Genomic DNA, 19,591 nt, shown 5'->3' on the forward strand with positions numbered 1-19,591 from the left:
TCCTCAGATGAACATGAATGATGGCGGCTGACCGGCACGGGTGCCGATCACGTCTGCAGCCATATTGCCCGGATCATTGGCGACGTGTGCCCGGGCTGCGTTCAGGTCGAGCCACGGTTGGATTAGCGGGCTGTGCATATAGATGGCGCGGCCACCCAGCAGCGGCAGCAGCGTGTCCACGATGTCCGCACAACGACGGGCCACCGAAGCCGACTGGTAACGGAAGCGCGCGCGCTCTTCCATGGTCGCTTCCTCGCCAGCCACCGAGCGTCCGTAGAGCACGTCCATGTTGCGGCGCAGGACGGTTTCCATTTCGTCCACTTCCGCACGGCCGCGGGCAATCGCGGCTTGCAGCACAGGATCGGCCTTCGAAGCCTTGCCGGTATTGGTTGAGATGCGGCTTTCCATGATTTCGGTCGCAGCATCGAGTGCAGCGGTCGTGGCCCCCAGCGCCGAGGTCGAGACCAAACGCAAGAAGACTTGCGCCCAAGGCAGGCGGTAAAGCGGGCCGTCGTTCTCGACCTGACCGGGGTTGGTGCACAGGAAGCCGTCGACCGACTTGTGCGTGCGGTGCTCCGGCACGAAGGCATCTTCGACAACAATGTCCTGACTGCCCGTGCCCTGAAGGCCAAAAGTGTACCAGGCATCTTCGATACGATAGTCGCTGCGCGGGAGCAGGAAGGTACGCATGTCCGGCGCATCGCCCGGATTGGCCGGCGGGATCATTGCGCCCAGCAGCACCCAGTTGCAGTGCTCCGAGCCCGACGAGAAGCCCCAGTGGCCGGACAGCTTATAGCCGCCCTCGACGCGTTCGACCTTGCCCACCGGCTGATAGGACGACGAGATCAGGACGGTGTTGTCTTCGCCCCACACATCGACCTGAGCCTGATGCGGGAACAGGGCCAGTTCATACGGGTGGCCACCCACAACGCCATAGACCCAACCCGTCGACATGCAGCCCTGCGCCAGCAGTTTCTGCACGTCGAAGAAGACGTTCGGTTCCATCTCATAGCCGCCCCAGCGTTTGGGCTGGAGAATCTTGAACAGGCCAGCCGCTTCGATATCGCGAATCGTCTCGGTGGGGACGCGGCGTTCCGCCGTGCATTGGGCGGCACGCGATTTGATGGCCGGGATCAGAGCGCGAGCACGCTCGACCAACTCTGCCGCCGTCGGCACCGCTGCCGCATCCTCATTCATATTGGCTGTCACAGGTGCAGAGTTATTGACCATCTGACTTGCATCCTTCTGCATAAAAGCGGATAGAACTTTCATATTGCGTAAAAAGCGATATTGTTTAATACGCAAATCGTCAAGCAAGTGTTCGGTAGAAAAATCGCCGATCAAACCACGGGGAGGTTCGACGCATGGCCGTAAGCTCTTTGGGATATATCGTTGTCGAGGCGACAGACCTCGACCGCTGGCGGAGTTTTGCCGTCGACTTCCTGGGCATGATGGAGGCTGCCTCCCCCAACCCGGATGTCGCGCTGTTCCGCATCGATGACCGCCCCTATCGCTTCTGGATCCAGAAGGGCGATCAGGACCGTTTCATCGCTCCGGGCTGGGAATTCGCAGACAAGGCCAGCTTCGACGCTGCTGTCGCCGCCCTTGAAGCCGCCGGTCGTCCTGTCGAGCGCGTGGATGTTCTGGAAGCACGCGCCCGCCAGACCTACGAAATCGTGCGTTCAACCGATCCGGACGGTCACGCTTTCGAAATCTACCACGGTCGTTTTGTGGATTATGCGCCGTTCAGCTCCAAGGCTGGCACCAGCGGCTTTGTGACCGGCGACAATGGCGACTTGGGCATGGGTCACGTCGTTCTGACCGCCCCCTCCTTCACGACCGTGCACGAGTTCTACAAGAACGTTTTGGGCTTCCGTGACACCGATCTGGGCCGCTTCTATCTGCAAGGTGGTGGCCGTGAAGATCCGGGCGTCGGCTTTGCCTTCATGCACGCCCAAAACGGCCGTCACCATTCGCTGGCCCTCGGCGAAATGCCGGAAAGCCCGAACGGCGCTGTCCACATCATGCTCGAAGTCGCCAATCTGGCCGATGTCGGTCGCGCCTATGACCGCGCGCTGAAGAGCAAGGGTGCGATCCCGATCTCGGCCACTCTGGGACAGCACGTGAACGACAAGATGGTGTCCTTCTACGTGCAGACGCCGGGCGGTTTCGATCTCGAATACGGCTGGAACGGTCTTGCGATCGATCCGCAAACCTGGGTGCCAACCACCAGCATGGCTGTGAGCGCCTGGGGTCATAAATGGGCCTGGGAGGCCGAGGACTAAGTTATGGCTGACAAGCGTATGACGCTCGACGAGATCGTCGACCAACTCCAAGACGGCATGACGATCGGCATCGGGGGCTGGGCCACCCGCCGCAAGCCCATGGCACTGGTGCGTGCCATTGCCCGCAGCAAGCTGAAAGACCTGACGGTCGTTGCCTATGGTGGTCCGGACATCGGCCTGCTCGCAGCGAACAACAAGATCAAGAAGCTGATCTTCTCCTTCGTCAGCATGGACCAGATCCCGCTGGAGCCGCACTTCCGTGCCGCCCGCCAGAACGGACAATTTGACGTTTTGGAATTGGACGAAGGCCTGTACCAACTGGGGCTGCGCGCCGCCGCCATGCGCGTGCCCTTCCTGCCGAGCCGCATCGGACTGGGTACCGATCTGGTGAAACAGCCGGAACTGTCCAAGACCGTTCAGAGCCCGTTCGAGGACAGTGAAACCTTGCTGGCCATGCCGGCGATCCATCTGGACGCAGCCCTGCTGCATGTCCACCGCTCGGACGAGCGCGGAAATGTGCTGACCCTATCACCCGATCCGTTATTCGATGAACTGCTGGCCCGTGCCGCAAAGAAAACCTTCGTGACCACCGAAAAGCTGGTCTCGACCGCGGAACTCGATTTGCGCGCCAACAGCCGTTTCAACATCATCGAGCGCCCGCTGATCGCCGGTGTCGCAGAGGTCGAACTTGGTGCCCACCCAACCAGCGCGGAGCCAGACTACCACATCGATATGGGCCATCTGAAAACCTACGTCGATGCGTCCCAACCGGGGGCCTACCGCGAATATCACGATCGCTTCGTCGATGTTCCTCACGAGGTCTATGTCGCAGCTGTCGGCGGACCTGACGTCATCCGCGCCCAGCGCAAGCCTGTTTACTGATCGGGGACCGGATATGAGCTATTCTCTGGCCGAATTGATGATTGCTGCCGCCGCCCAATCGTGGCGCGATGACGGCGAGATCATGGGCACCGGAATTGGTCCGCTGCCGCGCATAGCCGTTGGCGTTTGCAAGACCCTCTATAACCCCAAATTGGCCACGACCGATGGCGAATGCTGGTACACGACCGAACCGCTCGGTCCGGGCCAGTCCAGCGCTGATGTCGAAATCGAAGGCTGGATTCCCTACGATCGCGTGTTCTCGACCTTGTGGGGCGGTAAACGCCACGCCATGGTCGCGCCCGTCCAGATGGACCGCTTTGGCCAAACCAACATCAGCGTCATCGGTGATCACAAGAAGCCGAAGTCAGCCATGCTGGGTGCTCGTGGCTTCCCGGGAAATACCGCAAGCCACCTGAACAGCTTCATGTTCACCAACCACTCGACGCGCAGCTTCGTGTCGGGTGAAGTGGACTATGTCTGCTCGCCGGGCTTCAACCCCGAGCGCTTCGGCGGAAAGGTACCGTCGTGGCTGGCCTTGGGCCGTATCGTCACCAACCTGTGCGTGATGGACTTCGGCGGTCCTGACAACAGCATCCGCGTGATCTCGCTGCATCCGGGCGTGACGTTCGAGGAAGTTCAGGAGAACACCGGCTTTAAACTGGCACGTCTCGACAACCTTCCTGTGACGGCAGCACCGACCGAGGCCGAACTGGAGGCCATGAACAAGGTCGATCCGAAGAACGTCCGGTCGAAAATTCTGAAGGACAACCCGCCGGGCGCGAGGGCTTAAAAACCATGGACCTGCACAGCTTTGCCGAGCCGCGCCAGGCGGACATCACCTACGAAACCGACGCTCCCGTCCTCTATGAGGTCAAGGGTCACGTCGCGGTCATCACCATGAACCGTCCGGGCTTCAACAACGCCCAGAACAGTCAGATGACCTATGCGCTCGATGCTGCCTTCCGGCAGGCGGTGGACGACGACAACGTACGCGCCATCGTTCTCGCAGGCGCTGGCAAGCATTTCTCTGCAGGTCATGACATCGGCACACCGGGCCGTGACGTCACCAAGAGCTGGGACCGCCAGCTCTTGGTGGCCGATCACACCAACAAGCCCGCTGCCGAGTTTCTGTATACCCGTGAACACGAGGTCTATATCGGCATGTGCCGTCGCTGGCGCGACATTGCCAAGCCGACCATCGCCGCTGTTCAGGGGGCTTGCGTGGCCGGTGGCCTGATGCTGGCGTGGGTGTGCGATTTCATCGTCGCCACCGATGACGCCTTCTTCCAGGATCCGGTGAACCGCATGGGCATTCCGGGGGTCGAGTATTTCGCCCACGGTTTCGAACTCCCGCCGCGCATCGCCAAGGAGTTCATCATGCTCGGCGAGCGTATGCCGGCCGAGCGCGCCTACAACTTCGGCATGGTCAACCGCCTGTCCACGCGTGAGGCGCTGATGGACGATGTGATGGCGATGGCCAACGAGATCGCCAACCGTCCGCGTCTGGGCAACTGGCTGACCAAGCAGGCGCTCAACCACGTGGAAGACCTGCGCGGCAAGCGCACGGCGACCGACGCCCACTTCCACATGCACCACTTTGCCCACGCCCAGTCCGATCTGGTGATGGGAAATAATCTCGGCGGCATGGATGCCAAGTCCATGGCAGCGGCCAACAAGGCTGCCGCTGCCAAGTCAGGAGAGTAGCCTGTGGCTCGGGGGAATATTTCTACTGTTTTGACGGAACGGCTGGGGTGTGAGGCCCCGATCATCCAAACAGCAATGGGATGGGTGGCCGAGCCTTCGCTGGTCATCGGCAGCGTAGACGCTGGCGCATTCGGTTTCCTCGGCGCAGCGGTCATGACGCCGGACGAAGCCCGCGAGAAAATTCTTCAGGTGCGCCGCGGCACCGACAGGGCTTTCGGTGTGAACTTCCACATGTTCCAGCCGGGTGCGGAACAGATCGTCGATCTCATCCTCGCCAACAAGGAACAGATTCGCGCCGTTTCCTTCGGCCGCGGCCCAGACGCCAAAATGATCGGTCGTTTCAAAGACGCTGGCATCCTGTGCATCCCGACTGTGGGCGCACTGAAACACGCTCAAAAAATGGAACAACTAGGCGTCGACATGGTGAATGTCCAAGGCGGTGAAGGCGGTGGCCACACTGGTTCCGTGCCGACGACTGTGTTGCTCCCGCAGGTACTGGATACCGTCAAAGTCCCCGTCATCGCTTCAGGGGGCTTCTCCGACGGTCGTGGACTGGCCGCTGCTTTGTCGTTCGGTGCCGTGGGTATCGCCATGGGGACACGTTTTCTGCTGACTGCCGAAAGCCCGGTGCCGGATACGACCAAGGCCGCATATCTCAAGGCAGGCACCGACCAGATCGTCGTCACGACCAAGCTGGACGGCATTCCGCAACGGATGATCCGCACCCCGCTGATGGACAAGATCGAGAAGTCCGGCCCGCTGGCCATGTGGGTCCGCGCCCTCGAAACTGCAATGATCATGAAGCGCCAGACCGGTGCCAGCCTCGGCGACCTGATCAAATCCGCCAAGGGCATGACCGCCCACGGTGACCAGCCCCTTAAACAGGCTCTTATGGCCGCCACCATGCCGACGCTGATCCAGAAGGCTGTCGTGCATGGCGATATCGTCGAGGGCGTGATGGCCACGGGCGTTGTGGGTGGCCGCATCCAAGAAATTCCGACCTGCGCCGAACTGGTCGACCGCATCATGTCAGAGGCGCTTGCCCGCATGGATGCCGTCGCCGCCCTGCGCCCTTGATTTAACCTTTCATAGGTGTGTTCCGATGCCGATTACCCTGAGCGTCAAAGACCGGATCGCTGAAATCCTGTTCGACCACCCGCCCGTCAACGCGTTTGACACCACGGGCTGGGAATCCATTCCGGGTCTTATCCAACAAGCCGCCACCGATCCGGAAGTCCGCTGCATCCTGATCCGTGCCGAGGGGCGCGGTTTCTGCGGTGGTGTGGACATCAAGGAGATGCAGGCCCATCCGGAACGTATCGCCAAGCTGAACCGCGACAACTTCCTCACCTTCAAAGCCATTCGCGATGCCGAGATTCCGGTCGTGGGTGCGCTGCACGGATTTGTCATCGGTGGCGGCGTGAACATCGCCGGTGCCTGTGACGCCTTGATCGCTGCCGAAGGGGCCTATCTGTCGCTGCCGGAAATCGACCGTGGTGCCATGGGCGGCGCGGCCTATCTATCGCGTATGGCTCCGGTTCAGAAGGTCCGCGCGGCCTTCTTCACCGGTGGCAAGATTCCGGTGGAGGAGCTGCACCGCATGGGCTCGATTGAAAAGGTCGTGCCACTGGCCGATCTGGAACGTGAAGCCCGCGCCTTCTGCGAGACCATCGCCGCCAAGAGCCGCGCCGCTCTGGTCATCGCCAAACAGGCGTTGAACCTGATCGAGCCGTTCAACCCCAGCGACCACTATCGTATCGAGCAGGGCTTCACCCTCGAGATGTATGCCCACGAAGACAGCCAGAAGGCCCGCGATGCCTTCGTCGACGCCGGCAAGCAGGCGAAGTTCTGATGCATCTCGCCTACACTCCTGAACAAGAGGCGTTCCGCGCCGAGGTCCGCCAGTGGCTGGCCGAGCACGTGCCGTCGCAGCCGCTGGAGCATTTCGACGCCACCCGCGAAGGCTTTGAAGCCCACCGCGAGTGGGAACGTACGCTGAAATCCGGCGACTGGGGCATGGTGACGTGGCCCAAGGAATACGGCGGTCGTGGCCTTGATCTGATCAGTTGGCTGATCTTCGAGGAAGAATACTACCGCTCGGGCGCGCCCGGCCGCGTGAACCAGAACGGCATCTTTCTGCTGGGTCCGACGCTGATCGAGTTCGGCACGCACGAGCAGAAGTCGCGCTTCTTGCCGAAAATGGCGTCGGGCGATGAAATCTGGGCGCAGGCCTGGTCGGAGCCGCAGGCCGGTTCGGACCTTGCCGGTGTTCGCGCCACCTGCGTTCAGGAAGGTGACGAATACGTCCTGAACGGTCACAAGATCTGGTCCTCGCGTGCTGTGTTCGCTGACTGGGCCTTCGGCCTGTTCCGCACACCGGGCACCGAGCGCCACAAGGGCCTCAGCCTGATCTTCTTCCCGCTGAATGCCGAGGGTGTGACGGTCAACGCCATCCCGAAGATGAACGGCCATGTCGGGTTCGCGGAAATTTTCCTCGAGAACGTGCGTGTTCCGGCCTTCAACCGTCTGGGTGATGAAGGTCAGGGCTGGCACATCTGCATGGCGACGGCCGGTTTCGAACGTGGTCTGATGCTGCGCTCGCCTGCCCGCTATCAGGTCGCGGCTGCCAATCTTGCGGCCCTCTATCAGGCCCGCAAGGACACCTGCGATCCGTCGATCGAGGCTGATGTGGTCAAGGCATGGATGAATGCCGAAGCCTATGCGCTGAACATCTATTCCACCGCCAGCCGTCTGATGAGCGGTGGCAAGATCGGCGCGGAAACCAGCACCAACAAGATCTTCTGGTCAGAACTCGACATCCACCTTCACGACACCGCCCTGCGTATTCTGGGGCCGGAAGCCGAACTGACCGCACCGCCGGTCATCGAGGGCCAACCGTCGTGGATCGATGACTACATCTTTGCGCTGGCCGGTCCGATCTATGCCGGTTCGAACGAAATCCAGCGCAACATCATCGCCGAGCGTATGCTCGGTCTGCCGAGGTAAGGCGCGATGGATTTTACCCTTTCCGAAGACCAACTGATGTTTGTCGATGCCGCCCGCGCGGTATTCGCCGACACCTGTGACACCCTTCGCCTGCGCAAGATGCTCGAGCGTAAGGATGCGTTGGACCATGAGCGCTGGGACGCTGTGGTCGAAACCGGCCTGACGGTTGTCATGCTGCCTGAAGAAGCCGGTGGCCTTGGCCTCGGCGCACTCGACTTCGCACTGATCGCAGAGGCAGCGGGATATTATATGCTGCCCGAGCCGCTGGTCGAAAGCGCAGGCGTCGCTGCGCCCATGCTGGCGGCCATTTGCCCAAATTCCGACTATCTTGCTAATCCGGCAAGCCGCATCGCCATTGCCCATCCGTGCAATCCGCTGGTGCTGGACGCAGACATCGCTGACGCCATTCTACTGAACCACAATGGCGCAACCCATCTGGTGAAGCCCGTAGACGTGGAACAGGTTCGCGAAGACAGCATCGATCCGATGCGTCGTCTGTTCCGCCTGACAGGAACGCCCGACCGCAACAGCCAGATTTCGGACCGCACGGAACTGTGGGATCAGGCGTTCGATCGCGCAGCACTGTTCGCTGCCGCCCAAGGCCTCGGCCTTGCCCAGCGCGCTGTCGATCTTGCCGTGGATTACGCCAAGGAACGCCAGCAGTTCGGCAGGCCGATTGGCACCTATCAGGCGGTGAAACACCACCTCGCCTCGGCCCAGACCAAGATCGAGTTTGCTCGTCCAGTCCTGCACGCCGCAGCCGCCGGTCTGGCCAATAACGACATCTACAGCCGCGCACGCATCAGTCAGGCCAAACTGGCCTGCCTCGAAGCCGCCGACTTCGCCAGCCGCACCAGTCTGCAGGTCCACGGGGCCATGGGCTACAGCTACGAGGTTGATGTGCACCTCGTTCTGAAACGTGCGCTGGGCCTGACTTACAGCTGGGGCCAACCGCACCAGCACCGCGTCCGCGTCGCCGAGCGTATTTTCAACCGTGCCGTCGGGCCGGATCAAACCTTTGCCTATGAGGTCGCCTGATGGCCGAAGCCTATATTATCGACGCCGTTCGCACGCCTACCGGTCGCAAGAAGGGTGCCCTCGCCGCCCTGCATCCGGCCGATCTGGCCGCCCATCCGATCAAGGCGCTGATGGAGCGCGTGAACGTCGATGCGGGTCTGGTTGACGATGTCATCTGGGGCTGCACCGACACGATCGGCGGTCAGGCCGGCGACATTGCGCGCACCGCATGGCTGTGCGCGGGCCTTCCGGAACACGTACCGGGCGTGACGATCGACCGCCAGTGCGGCTCGTCGCAACAGGCCATCCATTTCGCTGCCCAAGGTATCCTGTCGGGTACGCAGGATCTGGTTGTCGTCGGCGGCAGCCAAGCCATGAACCGCATTCCGATCTCGGCGGCCATGCTGGTCGGCCCGCAGTTCGGCTTTGAAGAGCCGTTCCGTGGTGCAAAGGGCTGGGACGCCCGCTATGGCGACGAGGAAGTGAACCAGATCCGCTCGGCGGAAATGATCGCTGCCAAGTGGAACATCAGCCGCGAAGCCATGGAAGAGTTCGCCGTGGCCTCGCACCAGCGCGCCCAACATGCCACCGAACAGGGCTGGTACGCCAAGGACATCGTGGAACTGGAAGGCCTGTCGCACGACGAAACCATCCGTCCGACCACCTCGATGGAAGGTCTGGCCACGCTGAAAACCGTCAATGAAGGCGGCGTCATCACTGCCGGTGTCGCCAGCCAGAACTGCGACGCCGCCGCGGCCATGCTGATCGCCTCGGAAGCCATGGTGAAGGCCCACGGTCTGAAGCCGCGCGCCCGTATCCACCACATCTCGGTTCGCGCCGACAATCCGGTGTGGATGCTGACTGGCCCGATCCCCGCGACCCAACACGCCCTGCAAAAGGCTGGCATGAAGGTCGAGGACATCGACCTGTTCGAATGCAACGAAGCCTTTGCCTCGGTGCCGATGGCCTGGATGCAGGAAATCGGTGTGCCGCATGAAAAGCTGAACGTCATGGGCGGCGCGATCGCTCTGGGTCACCCTATCGGTGCCACGGGCGTGCGCCTCATGACCAATCTGCTGAACGCGCTGGAGCGCACGGGTGGCCGCTTCGGCCTGCAAACCATGTGCGAAGGCGGCGGTCAGGCCAACGTCACCATCATCGAGCGTCTGTAAGGAGTTAGGACCATGTCGGGTATCTGCGAAGGCCGCGTCGTCATTGTTACGGGCGCAGGCAATGGTTTGGGCAAGGCCTATGCACTGGAACTGGCCGCACAAGGGGCCGGCGTCGTAGTCAACGATCTGGGTGTCGGTACCCATGGCGAAGACGGTGCCTCCAAGGGCGCGGCCCAGATGGTCGTTGATGAAATCATCGCTTTGGGCGGCAAGGCCGTCGCCAACACCGGCGATGTGGCCGACTGGGAAGCCGGTCAGGATATGGTCAAAACCGCCATCGACACCTTTGGCCGTCTGGACGCTGTCGTGAACAACGCCGGCTTCGTGCGCGACCGTATGTTCGTCTCCTGCACACCGGAAGAATGGGATGCGGTTCTGCGCGTTCACCTGCGCGGCCACTTCTGCACCAGCCGCGCCGCCGTAGATTACTGGCGCGCGCAGCAGAAGGCCGGCAATCCGGTCAATGCCCGCATCATCAACACGACCTCGGGCGCAGGCCTGCAGGGTTCGGTTGGCCAATCGGCCTATTCGACAGCCAAGGGTGGCATTGCCAGCCTGACGCTGGTGCAGGCTGCCGAATTGGCCCGCTATGGCATCACCGCCAATGCGCTGGCCCCGAACGCCCGCACCCGTATGACCGCCACCGGCGGCTTCGACATGGAGCCGAAGGAAGGCGAGTTCGACGTCTATGCTCCGGCTAATATGGCCCCGCTCGTCGCATGGCTGTGCAGTGACCAGTCGTCGCACGTTTCGGGTCAGGTGTTTGAACTGATCGGCGGCCGTATTTTCCTGTCCGAAGGCTGGACCGACAGCCCCGATCAGGACAAGGGCGCACGCTGGTTGGCAGGCGAACTGGGTCCGGTCGTTGACAAGCTGTTGGCCGATCGCGCTCCGGCCAAGCCGGTTTACGGGGCCTGCTAATGGGCCTGAGCGAAGAACATCGCCTGATCGGTGATGCGGTCGAGGCCCTGCTGGCCGATGCCGCCGGTATCGAGCAGTTGCGCGCTGTTGTCGAGGCCGACACCGGCTTCGACGCCTCGCTTTGGCAGACCATGGCCGAAGAGATGGGTCTGGTCGGCCTCATGGTGCCCGAAGCCTACGGCGGCTCTAGTATGGACGCTCAGGCGATGATGCTGGTGCTCAACGAGACCGGCCGTCGCCTGCCCGTCGTGCCTTATTTCGAAACTGCTGTGCTCGCCGTTCAGTCTATCCTCGCAGCAGGCGATGACGACCAGAGCGCTGCCCTGCTCCCCGAAATCGCAGCGGGTCAGGTCAAGGCGACGGTCGCGGGCCTCTCGCGTCGTCCGTCATTCGAGGGCGACCGTCTCAAAGGTGAAGCTACGCATGTGCCGTTCGGCCATGTCGCGGACCAGTTGATCGTCTTTGCGGCTGACGGCTCCATTCTGGTGGTGCCGACCGATGCCGGGGGCGTCACGATCACCCGCACGCCAAACATGGATCTGACGCGTCCTCTGTCGCACGTCCATTTCAACATCGCTGTTTCCGACGTCACCGTCCTGTCCGACGGCAGCAAGGCCGTGCAAGAGCGCATCCGTACTCTGGCCAGCGGCTATCAGGCGGCAGAACAGACCGGCGCAGCAGCTTTCTGCCTTGAAGCCACTGTGGCCTATGGTCTGGAGCGCAAGCAGTTCGGACGCCAGATCGCCTCGTTCCAGGCCGTCAAACATATCCTCGCCGACATGATGCTCCGTATCGAGGCTTCGCGCTCTGCGGTGCTCTATGCCGCCAATGCCATCGACACAGGTGGCGATGTCGAGGACGCCTGCGCCGCAGCTGCCGCTTGGGCCACCGAGACCCTGCAGAAATGTGCTGCCGAGCAGATCCAGCTTCATGGCGGGGTCGGATTCACCTGGGAGCACCACGCCCACCTCTATTTCAAACGTGCCCGATCGAGCGCCAGCTGGCTGCGCACCGCGTCCCAGCACCGCGAACGGATTGCCGCCCGACTTCTGGATTATGCCGCATGACCTTTAAGAACACCGCCCCCGCCTATCCCGAGGCCCGTGGCCTGCTGAAAGGCAAGACCGCTGTCATCACCGCAGCGGCCGGTACCGGTATCGGCTTCTCGGCAGCCAAACGTGCCGCTGAGGAAGGCGCGACCCTTGTCATCAGCGACTTCCACGAGCGCCGTCTGGGCGAAGCCGCAGATGCCATCGCAGAGGCCGTCGGCACCCGCCCCCACACCATAGTTTGCGACGTAACCAACCAGGCCGACGTGGATCGTCTCCATGCTGAATCCCTGAAGGCTCTGGGTCGTATCGACGTTCTGATCAACAACGCCGGTCTGGGTGGCGAGGTCGATGTCGTGGACATGACCGACGAGCAATGGGACCGCGTTCTGGACGTGACCCTGACGTCGGTGTTCCGCATGAGCCGCGCCTTCCTGCCGACCATGTATGCGGCAAAGTCTGGTGTGATCGTCAATAACGCCTCGGTTCTCGGCTGGCGCGCACAAAAGGGTCAGGCCCACTATGCCGCCGCGAAAGCCGGTGTGATGGCCTTTACCCGTTGCTCGGCTATCGAGGCGGCCGAACATGGCGTGCGTATCAACGCCGTCTCGCCATCGCTGGCCATGCACCCCTTCCTCGCCAAGGTCACGACCGAAGAGGCTCTGGCGGAACTGACAAAGCGTGAGGCCTTTGGCCGCCCGGCGGAAGTCTGGGAAATCGCCAACATCATGATGTTCCTCGCCAGCGACCTGTCATCGTACCTGACCGGCGAAGTCATCTCCGCCTCGAGCCAGCGTGGATAAGATGGGCGTCGTATTCGATATCCCCGAAGCGCTGCTGGATGCCGAAGGTCGTGATCTGGGTCACACCGAATGGATGACCATCGATCAGGACCGCATCACCGCCTTTGGTCAGACCACAGGCGACATGCAGTGGATCCACGTCGATCCAGAGCGCGCCAAGGACGGTCCTTTCGGGGCCACCATCGCCCACGGCTATCTGACGCTGTCGTTGGTCAACTCGTTCATGCCCGATCTGATTACCGTGAAGGGTGTCTCCTCGGGCCTGAACATCGGACTGGACAAGGTTCGTTTTCTGGCTCCGGTCAAGGCCGGCTCGCGCATTCGCGGGCACGGTGTCCTGAGCAAGGTCGAGGCCAAGGGTGACGGCGTTCAGACCACGGTGGACGTCACCGTAGAAATCGAAGGCCACGACAAGCCCGCGTGCATCGCCGCGGCCATCAGCCGCTACATTCCGTAAGGATCGTCATGACCCTGCCCGCGCAGTCCATGATTGATACCGTCCACTCCTATGTCGCCGCATTCGAACGCGGCGATGCAGGAGCGGTCGCGGCACTCTATGCCGAGGACGCCGTAGTGCGCGATCCTATGGATGCGCCGCCGATCAAGGGCCGCGATGCGATCCGGGCCTTTTACGAGCGCTCTATGGCGACGGGCGCAAAATTGGCTTTGAGCGGCCCCGTAAGGACCACAGCATCGGTCGCCGCCTTCGCCTTCAGCGTCCATCTGACCCTGCCTACGGGAGAGGGCCGGATCGACGTCATCGACACATTCGAATTCAACCCTGACGGCCTCATCCAACAGATGACCGCCTATTGGGGACCCAACAATATGCACGGTTTCGAGGAGCAAGCCTGATGCGTGAAGCTGCCATTATCTCCACTGCCCGTACCGGCGTCGGCAAGGCCTATCGCGGTGCGTTGAACAACACCGAAGGCCCTGCCCTGTCGGCCCACGTAATCAACGCTGCGCTCGACCGCGCCGGTGTTGATCCGGCCCGCATCGACGATGTCTATCTGGGCGTCGGCAACCACTGGGGCACGCAGAGCTACAACCTTGGCCGCCTGTCGGTCCACGCCTCGAAACTTCCTGATGAAACCGTCGCGGGCTTCACGCTGGATCGCAAATGTTCGTCGGGGCTGAACGCTATCGCTCTGGCGGCTCGCGGTATCATGACCGACGAGATCGATGTCGCAGTCGCCGGTGGCGTCGAGAGCATCTCGCTGACGATCAACAAACACATTCCGGCTTTCCGCAACCGCTCGGAAACCGTCAAACAGCACGATCCTTACGCCTATATGGCAATGATCGAGACCGCCGAGCTGGTCGCTGACCGTTACAACGTCAGCCGCGAAGAGCAGGACCATTTTGCCGCGCAGAGCCAGCAACGAGCTGCCGCCGCTCAGGCCGCCGGTCTGTTCAATGACGAGATCGTGCCCTTCACCACCACCAAGACCCTGTTCGCCAAGACCGGCGAGGAGATCGGTGAGGAAGAGGTGACGCTGGCCGCCGACGAGGGCATCCGTGCCGGCACCACCTATGAAGCCCTTGCTGGTCTGAAGCCGGTCTTCAGGGACGGCCAGATCGTCAAGGAAGGCCGCCACGTCACCGCCGGTAACGCCAGCCAGCTTTCGGACGGTGCCTCGGCACAGGTCATCATGGACCTGAAGACCGCACAGTCCGAGAACCTGCCGGTTCTGGGCATCTATCGCGGCTTCCAGGTCGCTGCCTGCAAGGCCGAGGAAATGGGCATCGGTCCGGTCTTCGCCATTCCGAAGCTGCTCAAGCGTGCGGGCCTTAAGATGAGCGACATCGGCCTGTTTGAAATCAACGAAGCCTTCGCCTCGCAAGCTCTGTACTGCCAGCGCGCACTGGACATCGATCCGGCCATTCTGAACGTCAACGGCGGCGGCATCGCCATCGGCCACCCGTTCGGCATGACCGGCTCACGTCTGGTCGGCCACGCCCTGATCGAAGGCAAGCGCCGCGGTGCCAAATATGTCGTCGTCTCCATGTGCGTCGCAGGTGGCATGGGCGCAGCCGGTCTGTTCGAGGTCGCCTGATGAGCGAGTTCGCCCCTGAACTCTCGGATTTTCGTGCCGAAGTGGCGGCCTGGCTGCGCGAGCAGCTGAGCGGCCCCTTTGCCGACATCAGTGGCCAGTCCAATCAGGTCGACAATGTCGAGCGCCGCCGTGAATGGGAAGCGGCGCTGGGCGCGGCGGGCTGGAGCACCATCGGTTGGCCAAAGGAATACGGCGGTCGCGGTGCCAGCATCTCCGAACAGGTGGTGTTCGCCGAGGAATATGCTCGCGCCAAAGGCCCGCCGCGTGTCGGTCACCTCGGTGTCGAACTATTAGCCCCGACCCTGATTGCCATGGGCAATGATGACCAGAAGGCGCGTTTCCTGCCCGATATCAATCAAGGCAAGGTCATCTGGTGTCAGGGGTATTCCGAGCCGGGTGCAGGTTCTGATCTCGCCGCTGTCTCCACCCGCGCGCGTCTGGAAAACGGCAAATATCTCATCAACGGCCAAAAGATCTGGACCTCGATGGGTGGCTTTGCCGACTGGTGCTTTGTCGTGGCCCGTACCGAGGAAGGCAGCGTCGGCCCCAAGGGTCTGTCTTTCCTACTGGTCGATATGAAGCAGCGCGGCGTGACCGCCCGTCCGATCAAACAGATCACCGGTGAGGCCGAGTTCGCCGAGGTGTTCTTTGACGATGCCGTCGCTCTTGAAACCGACCGCATCGGTGCCGAGGGTGAAGGCTGGGCTGTAGCCATGGCCTTGCTCGGCTATGAGCGCGGGGTTTCCACCCTCGCCCAGCAAATGCATTTCCAGATCGAGCTGGACGAGATCATCGCGGCGGCCAAGAACAATGGCAAAGCCGCCGATCCTGTCATCCGCCAGAAGATCGCCCAAGCCCACATCGGCTTGAAGATCATGCGCTACAACGCCCTGCGTATGCTCGAAGGAACAGACAACGCCAACCTGTCCGGCGCGGCCTATAGCTATAAGCTCTACTGGTCTTCGTGGCGCCGCGATCTTGGCGAACTGGCCATGGACGTCCTCGGTCAGGACGGCGAACTGCTGGACGAAGAAGGCCGTTTCGAGAAGCTGCCCAATATGTTCCTCTTCTCGCGGGCCGACACCATCTATGCCGGTGCCAGCGAGATCCAGAAAAACATCATCTCCGAACGCGGTTTGGGGCTACCCCGCGAACCACGCGGTCGATAACAGGCATAAAAAGAGGGCTCGGTTGGAGAATAACCGAGCCCTCAACGTCTATGCCGAAGCCCCTCAGCCTACGGACTAGACGCATTCCATCGCTATGCAGCGGCTGGCACCGTGTTCCACTCCTGCGGCAGCGCATTGTTGATGACAGGGCAGTTCAGCGCCTCGGGCGTGTACATGGTGGCCACGCAGCGATTGCAGCTGATGCACGAAGAGCGCTCGGCGCGACCATCGGAGAACTGATTGACCAGATCGGGCTGATGTACGAGCGCGCGGGCCATCACAACCGCATCAAACCCTTCCTCGATCAAGGCGTCGGCATCCTTGCGCGAGAGCAAACCGCCCACATAGGCCAATCCGCAGCCGACAGACGCGCGTACGCGCCTTGCGGCCTCAAGGAAATACAGCTCCCGGAAAACGGCCGTCTTGGGTGTCGTGAGTTCCAGAACAAAAAACTGCAGCGCTGCTGCCCATCCTGTCTGGACCTTCTTCAGGTCGGCATAAGGCAGAGGGCTATGGAACAGGGCCCACGAGGACTCGATATTGCGCCCACCCGACAGGACAAGCATATCGATGCCCGCAGCCTCCAGAACCTTGGCGGTCACTATGGCGTCATCGACCGTGGCGCCGCTCTTAACCCCGTCATGCAGGTTGATTTTGGCGATAACAGCCAGATCCTTGCCGACGGCAGCCTTCACAGCCGACGCGACCTGCGCGGGGAAACGGGCGCGGTTCTCGGCAGAGCCGCCGTATTCATCCTTCCGGTGATTGGACAGCGGCGAAATGAACTGGTTGAGCAGATAGCCGTGGCCCATGTGAATCTCGACAGCATCAAAACCCGCATCGCGGCATAGTTCTGCGGCCTGCACAAACTCCGTAGTAATTTTGTCCATATCTGCGGGCGTCATACTGTGCAGGAATGGACGGCCGCGGGAGATGCCCAGAATGTCTAGGCCCCTGTCGGCAGTCCATGCCCGTTTGGTGCTCAGCTCATCGTGTTGAACAAAGCTCCCTGCGTGGGTGATCTGTGCGGACGCCTTGGCCCCATGGGCATGAACCGCATCGGTCACGGCCTTGTAGTGAGGTACAGCTTCGGGGGTCATTACCCCCTGCTCGCTGAATGTCCGCCCATCGCGTGAAACCGCGATATAGGACAGCGTTGTCATGCCGACACCGCCCCGGGCCAATCGTTCGTGAAAAGCCAGCAGCGAACGGGACGGCAGACACCCTGTCGTCATCATCTCGTTGGCCCCCGCCCGTACATAGCGATTACGCAGGGTGACAGGACCAACAGTAACCGGTGTGAACGAGGCGGTGCCCATAGGCTATTTTCCTTGTGCGATATCGAGAAACGGCGGACGCTCGCCCCCACCATGGACCTCGATCGAGGCCCCTGAAACGTACGAGGACTTGTCCGATGCCAGGAAGGCCACGACCTCGGCCACCTCGTTGGCTTTGCCGAGCCGCTTCAGGCCGATGTTCTCACCGATCCGTCGCTGCGCTTCCGCATCACCATAGGTTGCGTCGGTGTTCTCGGTTTCGATGTAGCCGACAACCACAGCATTGACGCGGATATGCGGGCCCCACTCATTCGCAAGGCTCTGCGTAAGCGACAGCAAGCCACCCTTGGCAGCCGCATAGACCGACGTACCCGGCGACGGGCGGATGGCCGAGACACTGGCTATATTGATTATAGAACCACCATGCTCAACCATGCCCTCATAAGCGGCCTGAGAAGTCCAAAGCGGAGCCATGAGGTTCAGTCCGACGATCTTTTCCGCGAAACGTGGCGAAGCCGTCGCAGCGTCCGACGGAGGCGAACCGCCGGCATTGTTTACCAACACAGTCACTGGTCCTGCTCTGTCGCGGATAGTTTGGATCATTACCTGGACGCTGACAGGATCGCGCACATCACAGGCGATGAACTCCAACCCGTCCAATGGGATTGAAGGGCCGTTGCGACCGCAAACGAATACCCTCATGCCATCAGCCGCCAGACGCCGTGCAGTCGTCAGACCCAGCCCCTTGGTGCCACCGGTCACAAGCGCAACCCTAGCTGCCATGCCGCCCTCATTTTTACGCATTAAATATATAGATGTTCATTTTGATATCATTTTGCGTATTATTGTCTACTGAATCCACCTCTCTAGCGTCCCTTATGTCCAAAATTGTTATACTCGGAGCCGGCCATGCAGGCGGCTCGGCCGCTGGCTTCCTGAAGCAGTATGGTTTTGAGGGCGAGATCGTCTTGGCAGGTGCCGAGCAAATCCCTCCCTATCAGCGCCCGCCCCTGTCCAAGGCTTGGCTGAAGGGCGAAACCAACGAGAACGCCCTGCAACTGCGCAGCAGCGAATTCTACGCTGAGAACAACATCGACCTACGCCTGGGCATTGCGGCAACCGCGATCGACAGAACAGCGAAAATGGTCGCGTTCGATGATGGTACGGTAGAGCCGTATGATTATCTGGTCATCGCCACCGGATCACGCGCCCGAAAACTCCCCCTGCCAGGTGGAGACGACGATCTACTGCTGGAACTGCGCACGATCCCCGACGCCGAGCGACTGAAGCAAGCCCTTGGGGGCGGAAAGCGTCTGGCTGTCATCGGCGGCGGCTACGTCGGTCTCGAGGCCGCCGCTTCGGCACGCGCCTTGGGAGCCGAAGCCGTGGTGATCGAGCGGATGGACCGCGTGCTTCAGCGCGTCGCATCATCCACGCTGTCCGAGTTCTTCACACGCCGCCATACTCGCGAGGGCGTGATAATCCGCACAGGCGCGGAAGTCGTTGCGGTCAGCGGCCACAGTGTGACCTTCGCCGACGGAGAAGTGCTGGAAGCCCATGCTGTTCTTGTGGGCATCGGTGCCACCGCCAATGACGAACTGGCGCTCCAATGCGGGCTGGAATGCGCCGAAGGTATCGTCGTCGATCTGGATGCACGCACTAGCGATACGGCGATCTTCGCCATAGGCGACGTGACGCGCAGGCCTCTGCCGCACTATGATGTGATGCATCGATTGGAGAGCGTTCCCAACGCTCTGGAACAAGCCAAACGCGTCGCCTGCGCCATCACAGGACGCCCTGCACCGCAGGATGAAGTGCCATGGTTCTGGTCCGACCAGTACGACTGCAAACTTCAGATCGCAGGCCTGCCGTTTGGTGCCAGCGCGCAGGTTGTCCGCGGTGATTCCGACACGGGCAGCTTCGCGGTCTTCCATTTGAAGGACGACAGGATCGTCTGCGTAGAGGCCGTCAACGCCGCTCACTCCTTCATGTTTGGCAAGCAGGCCATCGCCAAGAGCAGCCGAGTGGACGCCGCCACACTGGCGGATGAGAGCATCCCGATCAAAGAGACGCTATTGTAAACGCTTGCGCGATGATTTCAGCTTAACTGAGACAAATCGCAAGGGTGCTGTCAGCTTGACAACTATGTCTAACACCTCGCCTTCGTCGTCGACTGCGCGCCAGGGGCTGTCAGGTTAACTGAGCGCGTTTCAAAAGGTGCTGTCAGGTTAACTGGGTCCAGTCAA

20 protein-coding genes are annotated in these 19,591 nt (G+C 61.5%); 17 read left to right on the forward strand and 3 right to left on the reverse strand.

Translation table 11 applies throughout. The features are described from left to right. Positions 1-3 precede the first annotated feature (3 nt). Complete coding sequence (locus tag OB03_RS01280; protein WP_461342968.1) at positions 4-1,230, reverse strand: acyl-CoA dehydrogenase family protein; 1,227 nt, start codon at positions 1,228-1,230, stop codon at positions 4-6. 134 nt (positions 1,231-1,364) lie between these two features. On the opposite strand from OB03_RS01280, the gene OB03_RS01285 reads away from it, so the two are divergent. The 16 genes from OB03_RS01285 to OB03_RS01360 are packed head-to-tail and all read left to right on the forward strand — an operon-like array spanning position 1,365 to position 16,068. Beyond that, positions 1,365-2,285, forward strand: coding sequence for a VOC family protein (locus OB03_RS01285; RefSeq protein ID WP_461342969.1), 921 nt, complete (start codon positions 1,365-1,367; stop codon positions 2,283-2,285). 3 nt (positions 2,286-2,288) lie between these two features. Next, on the forward strand, positions 2,289-3,167 hold the full coding sequence (locus OB03_RS01290) for a CoA transferase subunit A (protein ID WP_461342970.1): 879 nt from the start codon (positions 2,289-2,291) through the stop codon (positions 3,165-3,167). A 13-nt stretch (positions 3,168-3,180) separates the two neighbouring features. Beyond that, positions 3,181-3,957: a CoA-transferase subunit beta gene (locus OB03_RS01295; RefSeq protein WP_461342971.1), complete on the forward strand. Its 777-nt coding sequence runs from the start codon at positions 3,181-3,183 to the stop codon at positions 3,955-3,957. A 5-nt stretch (positions 3,958-3,962) separates the two neighbouring features. After that, positions 3,963-4,871, forward strand: a complete 909-nt coding sequence (locus tag OB03_RS01300) for an enoyl-CoA hydratase (protein ID WP_461342972.1) — start codon at positions 3,963-3,965, stop codon at positions 4,869-4,871. A 3-nt stretch (positions 4,872-4,874) separates the two neighbouring features. Further along, on the forward strand, positions 4,875-5,948 hold the full coding sequence (locus OB03_RS01305; RefSeq protein ID WP_461342973.1) for an NAD(P)H-dependent flavin oxidoreductase: 1,074 nt from the start codon (positions 4,875-4,877) through the stop codon (positions 5,946-5,948). 25 nt (positions 5,949-5,973) lie between these two features. Further along, a complete protein-coding gene (locus OB03_RS01310; protein WP_461342974.1) occupies positions 5,974-6,723 on the forward strand; it encodes an enoyl-CoA hydratase family protein in 750 nt (249 codons plus the stop codon). Next, the gene (locus OB03_RS01315; protein WP_461342975.1) at positions 6,723-7,877 is read left to right on the forward strand and encodes an acyl-CoA dehydrogenase; all 1,155 of its coding nucleotides are present in this window, start codon (positions 6,723-6,725) and stop codon (positions 7,875-7,877) included. The genes OB03_RS01310 and OB03_RS01315 overlap by 1 nt, the downstream gene beginning before the upstream one ends. Positions 7,878-7,883: 6 nt before the next feature. Further along, entirely contained in the window at positions 7,884-8,915 is a 1,032-nt protein-coding gene (locus tag OB03_RS01320) for an acyl-CoA dehydrogenase family protein (protein WP_461342976.1), read from the forward strand. After that, positions 8,915-10,066, forward strand: a complete 1,152-nt coding sequence (locus OB03_RS01325) for an acetyl-CoA C-acetyltransferase (protein WP_461342977.1) — start codon at positions 8,915-8,917, stop codon at positions 10,064-10,066. Before OB03_RS01320 ends, OB03_RS01325 begins: the two co-directional genes overlap by 1 nt. A gap of 12 nt (positions 10,067-10,078) precedes the next feature. Then, positions 10,079-10,987 (forward strand): SDR family oxidoreductase, encoded by a 909-nt coding sequence (locus OB03_RS01330; RefSeq protein WP_461342978.1) that lies wholly within the window; start codon positions 10,079-10,081, stop codon positions 10,985-10,987. Then, positions 10,987-12,054 carry an acyl-CoA dehydrogenase family protein gene (locus OB03_RS01335; protein WP_461342979.1) on the forward strand — a complete coding sequence of 356 codons (1,068 nt, stop codon included), beginning with the start codon at positions 10,987-10,989 and terminating at the stop codon, positions 12,052-12,054. The genes OB03_RS01330 and OB03_RS01335 overlap by 1 nt, the downstream gene beginning before the upstream one ends. Continuing rightward, on the forward strand, positions 12,051-12,839 hold the full coding sequence (locus OB03_RS01340) for an SDR family oxidoreductase (protein ID WP_461342980.1): 789 nt from the start codon (positions 12,051-12,053) through the stop codon (positions 12,837-12,839). The genes OB03_RS01335 and OB03_RS01340 overlap by 4 nt, the downstream gene beginning before the upstream one ends. A gap of 1 nt (position 12,840) precedes the next feature. Continuing rightward, the gene (locus OB03_RS01345) at positions 12,841-13,296 is read left to right on the forward strand and encodes a MaoC family dehydratase (RefSeq protein ID WP_461342988.1); all 456 of its coding nucleotides are present in this window, start codon (positions 12,841-12,843) and stop codon (positions 13,294-13,296) included. Between the two features lie 8 nt (positions 13,297-13,304). Then, positions 13,305-13,694: a nuclear transport factor 2 family protein gene (locus OB03_RS01350; protein ID WP_461342981.1), complete on the forward strand. Its 390-nt coding sequence runs from the start codon at positions 13,305-13,307 to the stop codon at positions 13,692-13,694. Beyond that, a complete protein-coding gene (locus tag OB03_RS01355; RefSeq protein ID WP_461342982.1) occupies positions 13,694-14,899 on the forward strand; it encodes an acetyl-CoA C-acyltransferase in 1,206 nt (401 codons plus the stop codon). The genes OB03_RS01350 and OB03_RS01355 overlap by 1 nt, the downstream gene beginning before the upstream one ends. Further along, positions 14,899-16,068 carry an acyl-CoA dehydrogenase family protein gene (locus tag OB03_RS01360; protein WP_461342983.1) on the forward strand — a complete coding sequence of 390 codons (1,170 nt, stop codon included), beginning with the start codon at positions 14,899-14,901 and terminating at the stop codon, positions 16,066-16,068. The genes OB03_RS01355 and OB03_RS01360 overlap by 1 nt, the downstream gene beginning before the upstream one ends. Before the next feature lie 92 nt (positions 16,069-16,160). Here OB03_RS01360 and OB03_RS01365 read toward each other — a convergent pair whose 3' ends face one another. Both OB03_RS01365 and OB03_RS01370 read right to left on the reverse strand, forming a co-directional pair. Further along, a complete protein-coding gene (locus tag OB03_RS01365; RefSeq protein WP_461342984.1) occupies positions 16,161-17,387 on the reverse strand; it encodes an NADH:flavin oxidoreductase in 1,227 nt (408 codons plus the stop codon). Positions 17,388-17,390: 3 nt separating this feature from the next. After that, positions 17,391-18,128 (reverse strand): SDR family oxidoreductase, encoded by a 738-nt coding sequence (locus OB03_RS01370; protein WP_461342985.1) that lies wholly within the window; start codon positions 18,126-18,128, stop codon positions 17,391-17,393. Positions 18,129-18,223: 95 nt separating this feature from the next. Between OB03_RS01370 and OB03_RS01375 the strand changes: the two genes are divergently transcribed. Further along, complete coding sequence (locus OB03_RS01375; protein WP_461342986.1) at positions 18,224-19,426, forward strand: NAD(P)/FAD-dependent oxidoreductase; 1,203 nt, start codon at positions 18,224-18,226, stop codon at positions 19,424-19,426. Positions 19,427-19,591: the final 165 nt, after the last annotated feature.

The organism is Brevundimonas sp. GN22 (genome assembly GCF_054824005.1).

Coding starts and splice junctions, on each gene's coding strand:
- OB03_RS01280 (WP_461342968.1), bottom strand. CDS start 1,230: ATGGTCAATAACTCTGCACCTGTGACAGCCAATATGAATGAGGATGCG.
- OB03_RS01285 (WP_461342969.1), top strand. CDS start 1,365: ATGGCCGTAAGCTCTTTGGGATATATCGTTGTCGAGGCGACAGACCTC.
- OB03_RS01290 (WP_461342970.1), top strand. CDS start 2,289: ATGGCTGACAAGCGTATGACGCTCGACGAGATCGTCGACCAACTCCAA.
- OB03_RS01295 (WP_461342971.1), top strand. CDS start 3,181: ATGAGCTATTCTCTGGCCGAATTGATGATTGCTGCCGCCGCCCAATCG.
- OB03_RS01300 (WP_461342972.1), top strand. CDS start 3,963: ATGGACCTGCACAGCTTTGCCGAGCCGCGCCAGGCGGACATCACCTAC.
- OB03_RS01310 (WP_461342974.1), top strand. CDS start 5,974: ATGCCGATTACCCTGAGCGTCAAAGACCGGATCGCTGAAATCCTGTTC.
- OB03_RS01315 (WP_461342975.1), top strand. CDS start 6,723: ATGCATCTCGCCTACACTCCTGAACAAGAGGCGTTCCGCGCCGAGGTC.
- OB03_RS01320 (WP_461342976.1), top strand. CDS start 7,884: ATGGATTTTACCCTTTCCGAAGACCAACTGATGTTTGTCGATGCCGCC.
- OB03_RS01325 (WP_461342977.1), top strand. CDS start 8,915: ATGGCCGAAGCCTATATTATCGACGCCGTTCGCACGCCTACCGGTCGC.
- OB03_RS01330 (WP_461342978.1), top strand. CDS start 10,079: ATGTCGGGTATCTGCGAAGGCCGCGTCGTCATTGTTACGGGCGCAGGC.
- OB03_RS01335 (WP_461342979.1), top strand. CDS start 10,987: ATGGGCCTGAGCGAAGAACATCGCCTGATCGGTGATGCGGTCGAGGCC.
- OB03_RS01340 (WP_461342980.1), top strand. CDS start 12,051: ATGACCTTTAAGAACACCGCCCCCGCCTATCCCGAGGCCCGTGGCCTG.
- OB03_RS01345 (WP_461342988.1), top strand. CDS start 12,841: ATGGGCGTCGTATTCGATATCCCCGAAGCGCTGCTGGATGCCGAAGGT.
- OB03_RS01350 (WP_461342981.1), top strand. CDS start 13,305: ATGACCCTGCCCGCGCAGTCCATGATTGATACCGTCCACTCCTATGTC.
- OB03_RS01355 (WP_461342982.1), top strand. CDS start 13,694: ATGCGTGAAGCTGCCATTATCTCCACTGCCCGTACCGGCGTCGGCAAG.
- OB03_RS01360 (WP_461342983.1), top strand. CDS start 14,899: ATGAGCGAGTTCGCCCCTGAACTCTCGGATTTTCGTGCCGAAGTGGCG.
- OB03_RS01365 (WP_461342984.1), bottom strand. CDS start 17,387: ATGGGCACCGCCTCGTTCACACCGGTTACTGTTGGTCCTGTCACCCTG.
- OB03_RS01370 (WP_461342985.1), bottom strand. CDS start 18,128: ATGGCAGCTAGGGTTGCGCTTGTGACCGGTGGCACCAAGGGGCTGGGT.
- OB03_RS01375 (WP_461342986.1), top strand. CDS start 18,224: ATGTCCAAAATTGTTATACTCGGAGCCGGCCATGCAGGCGGCTCGGCC.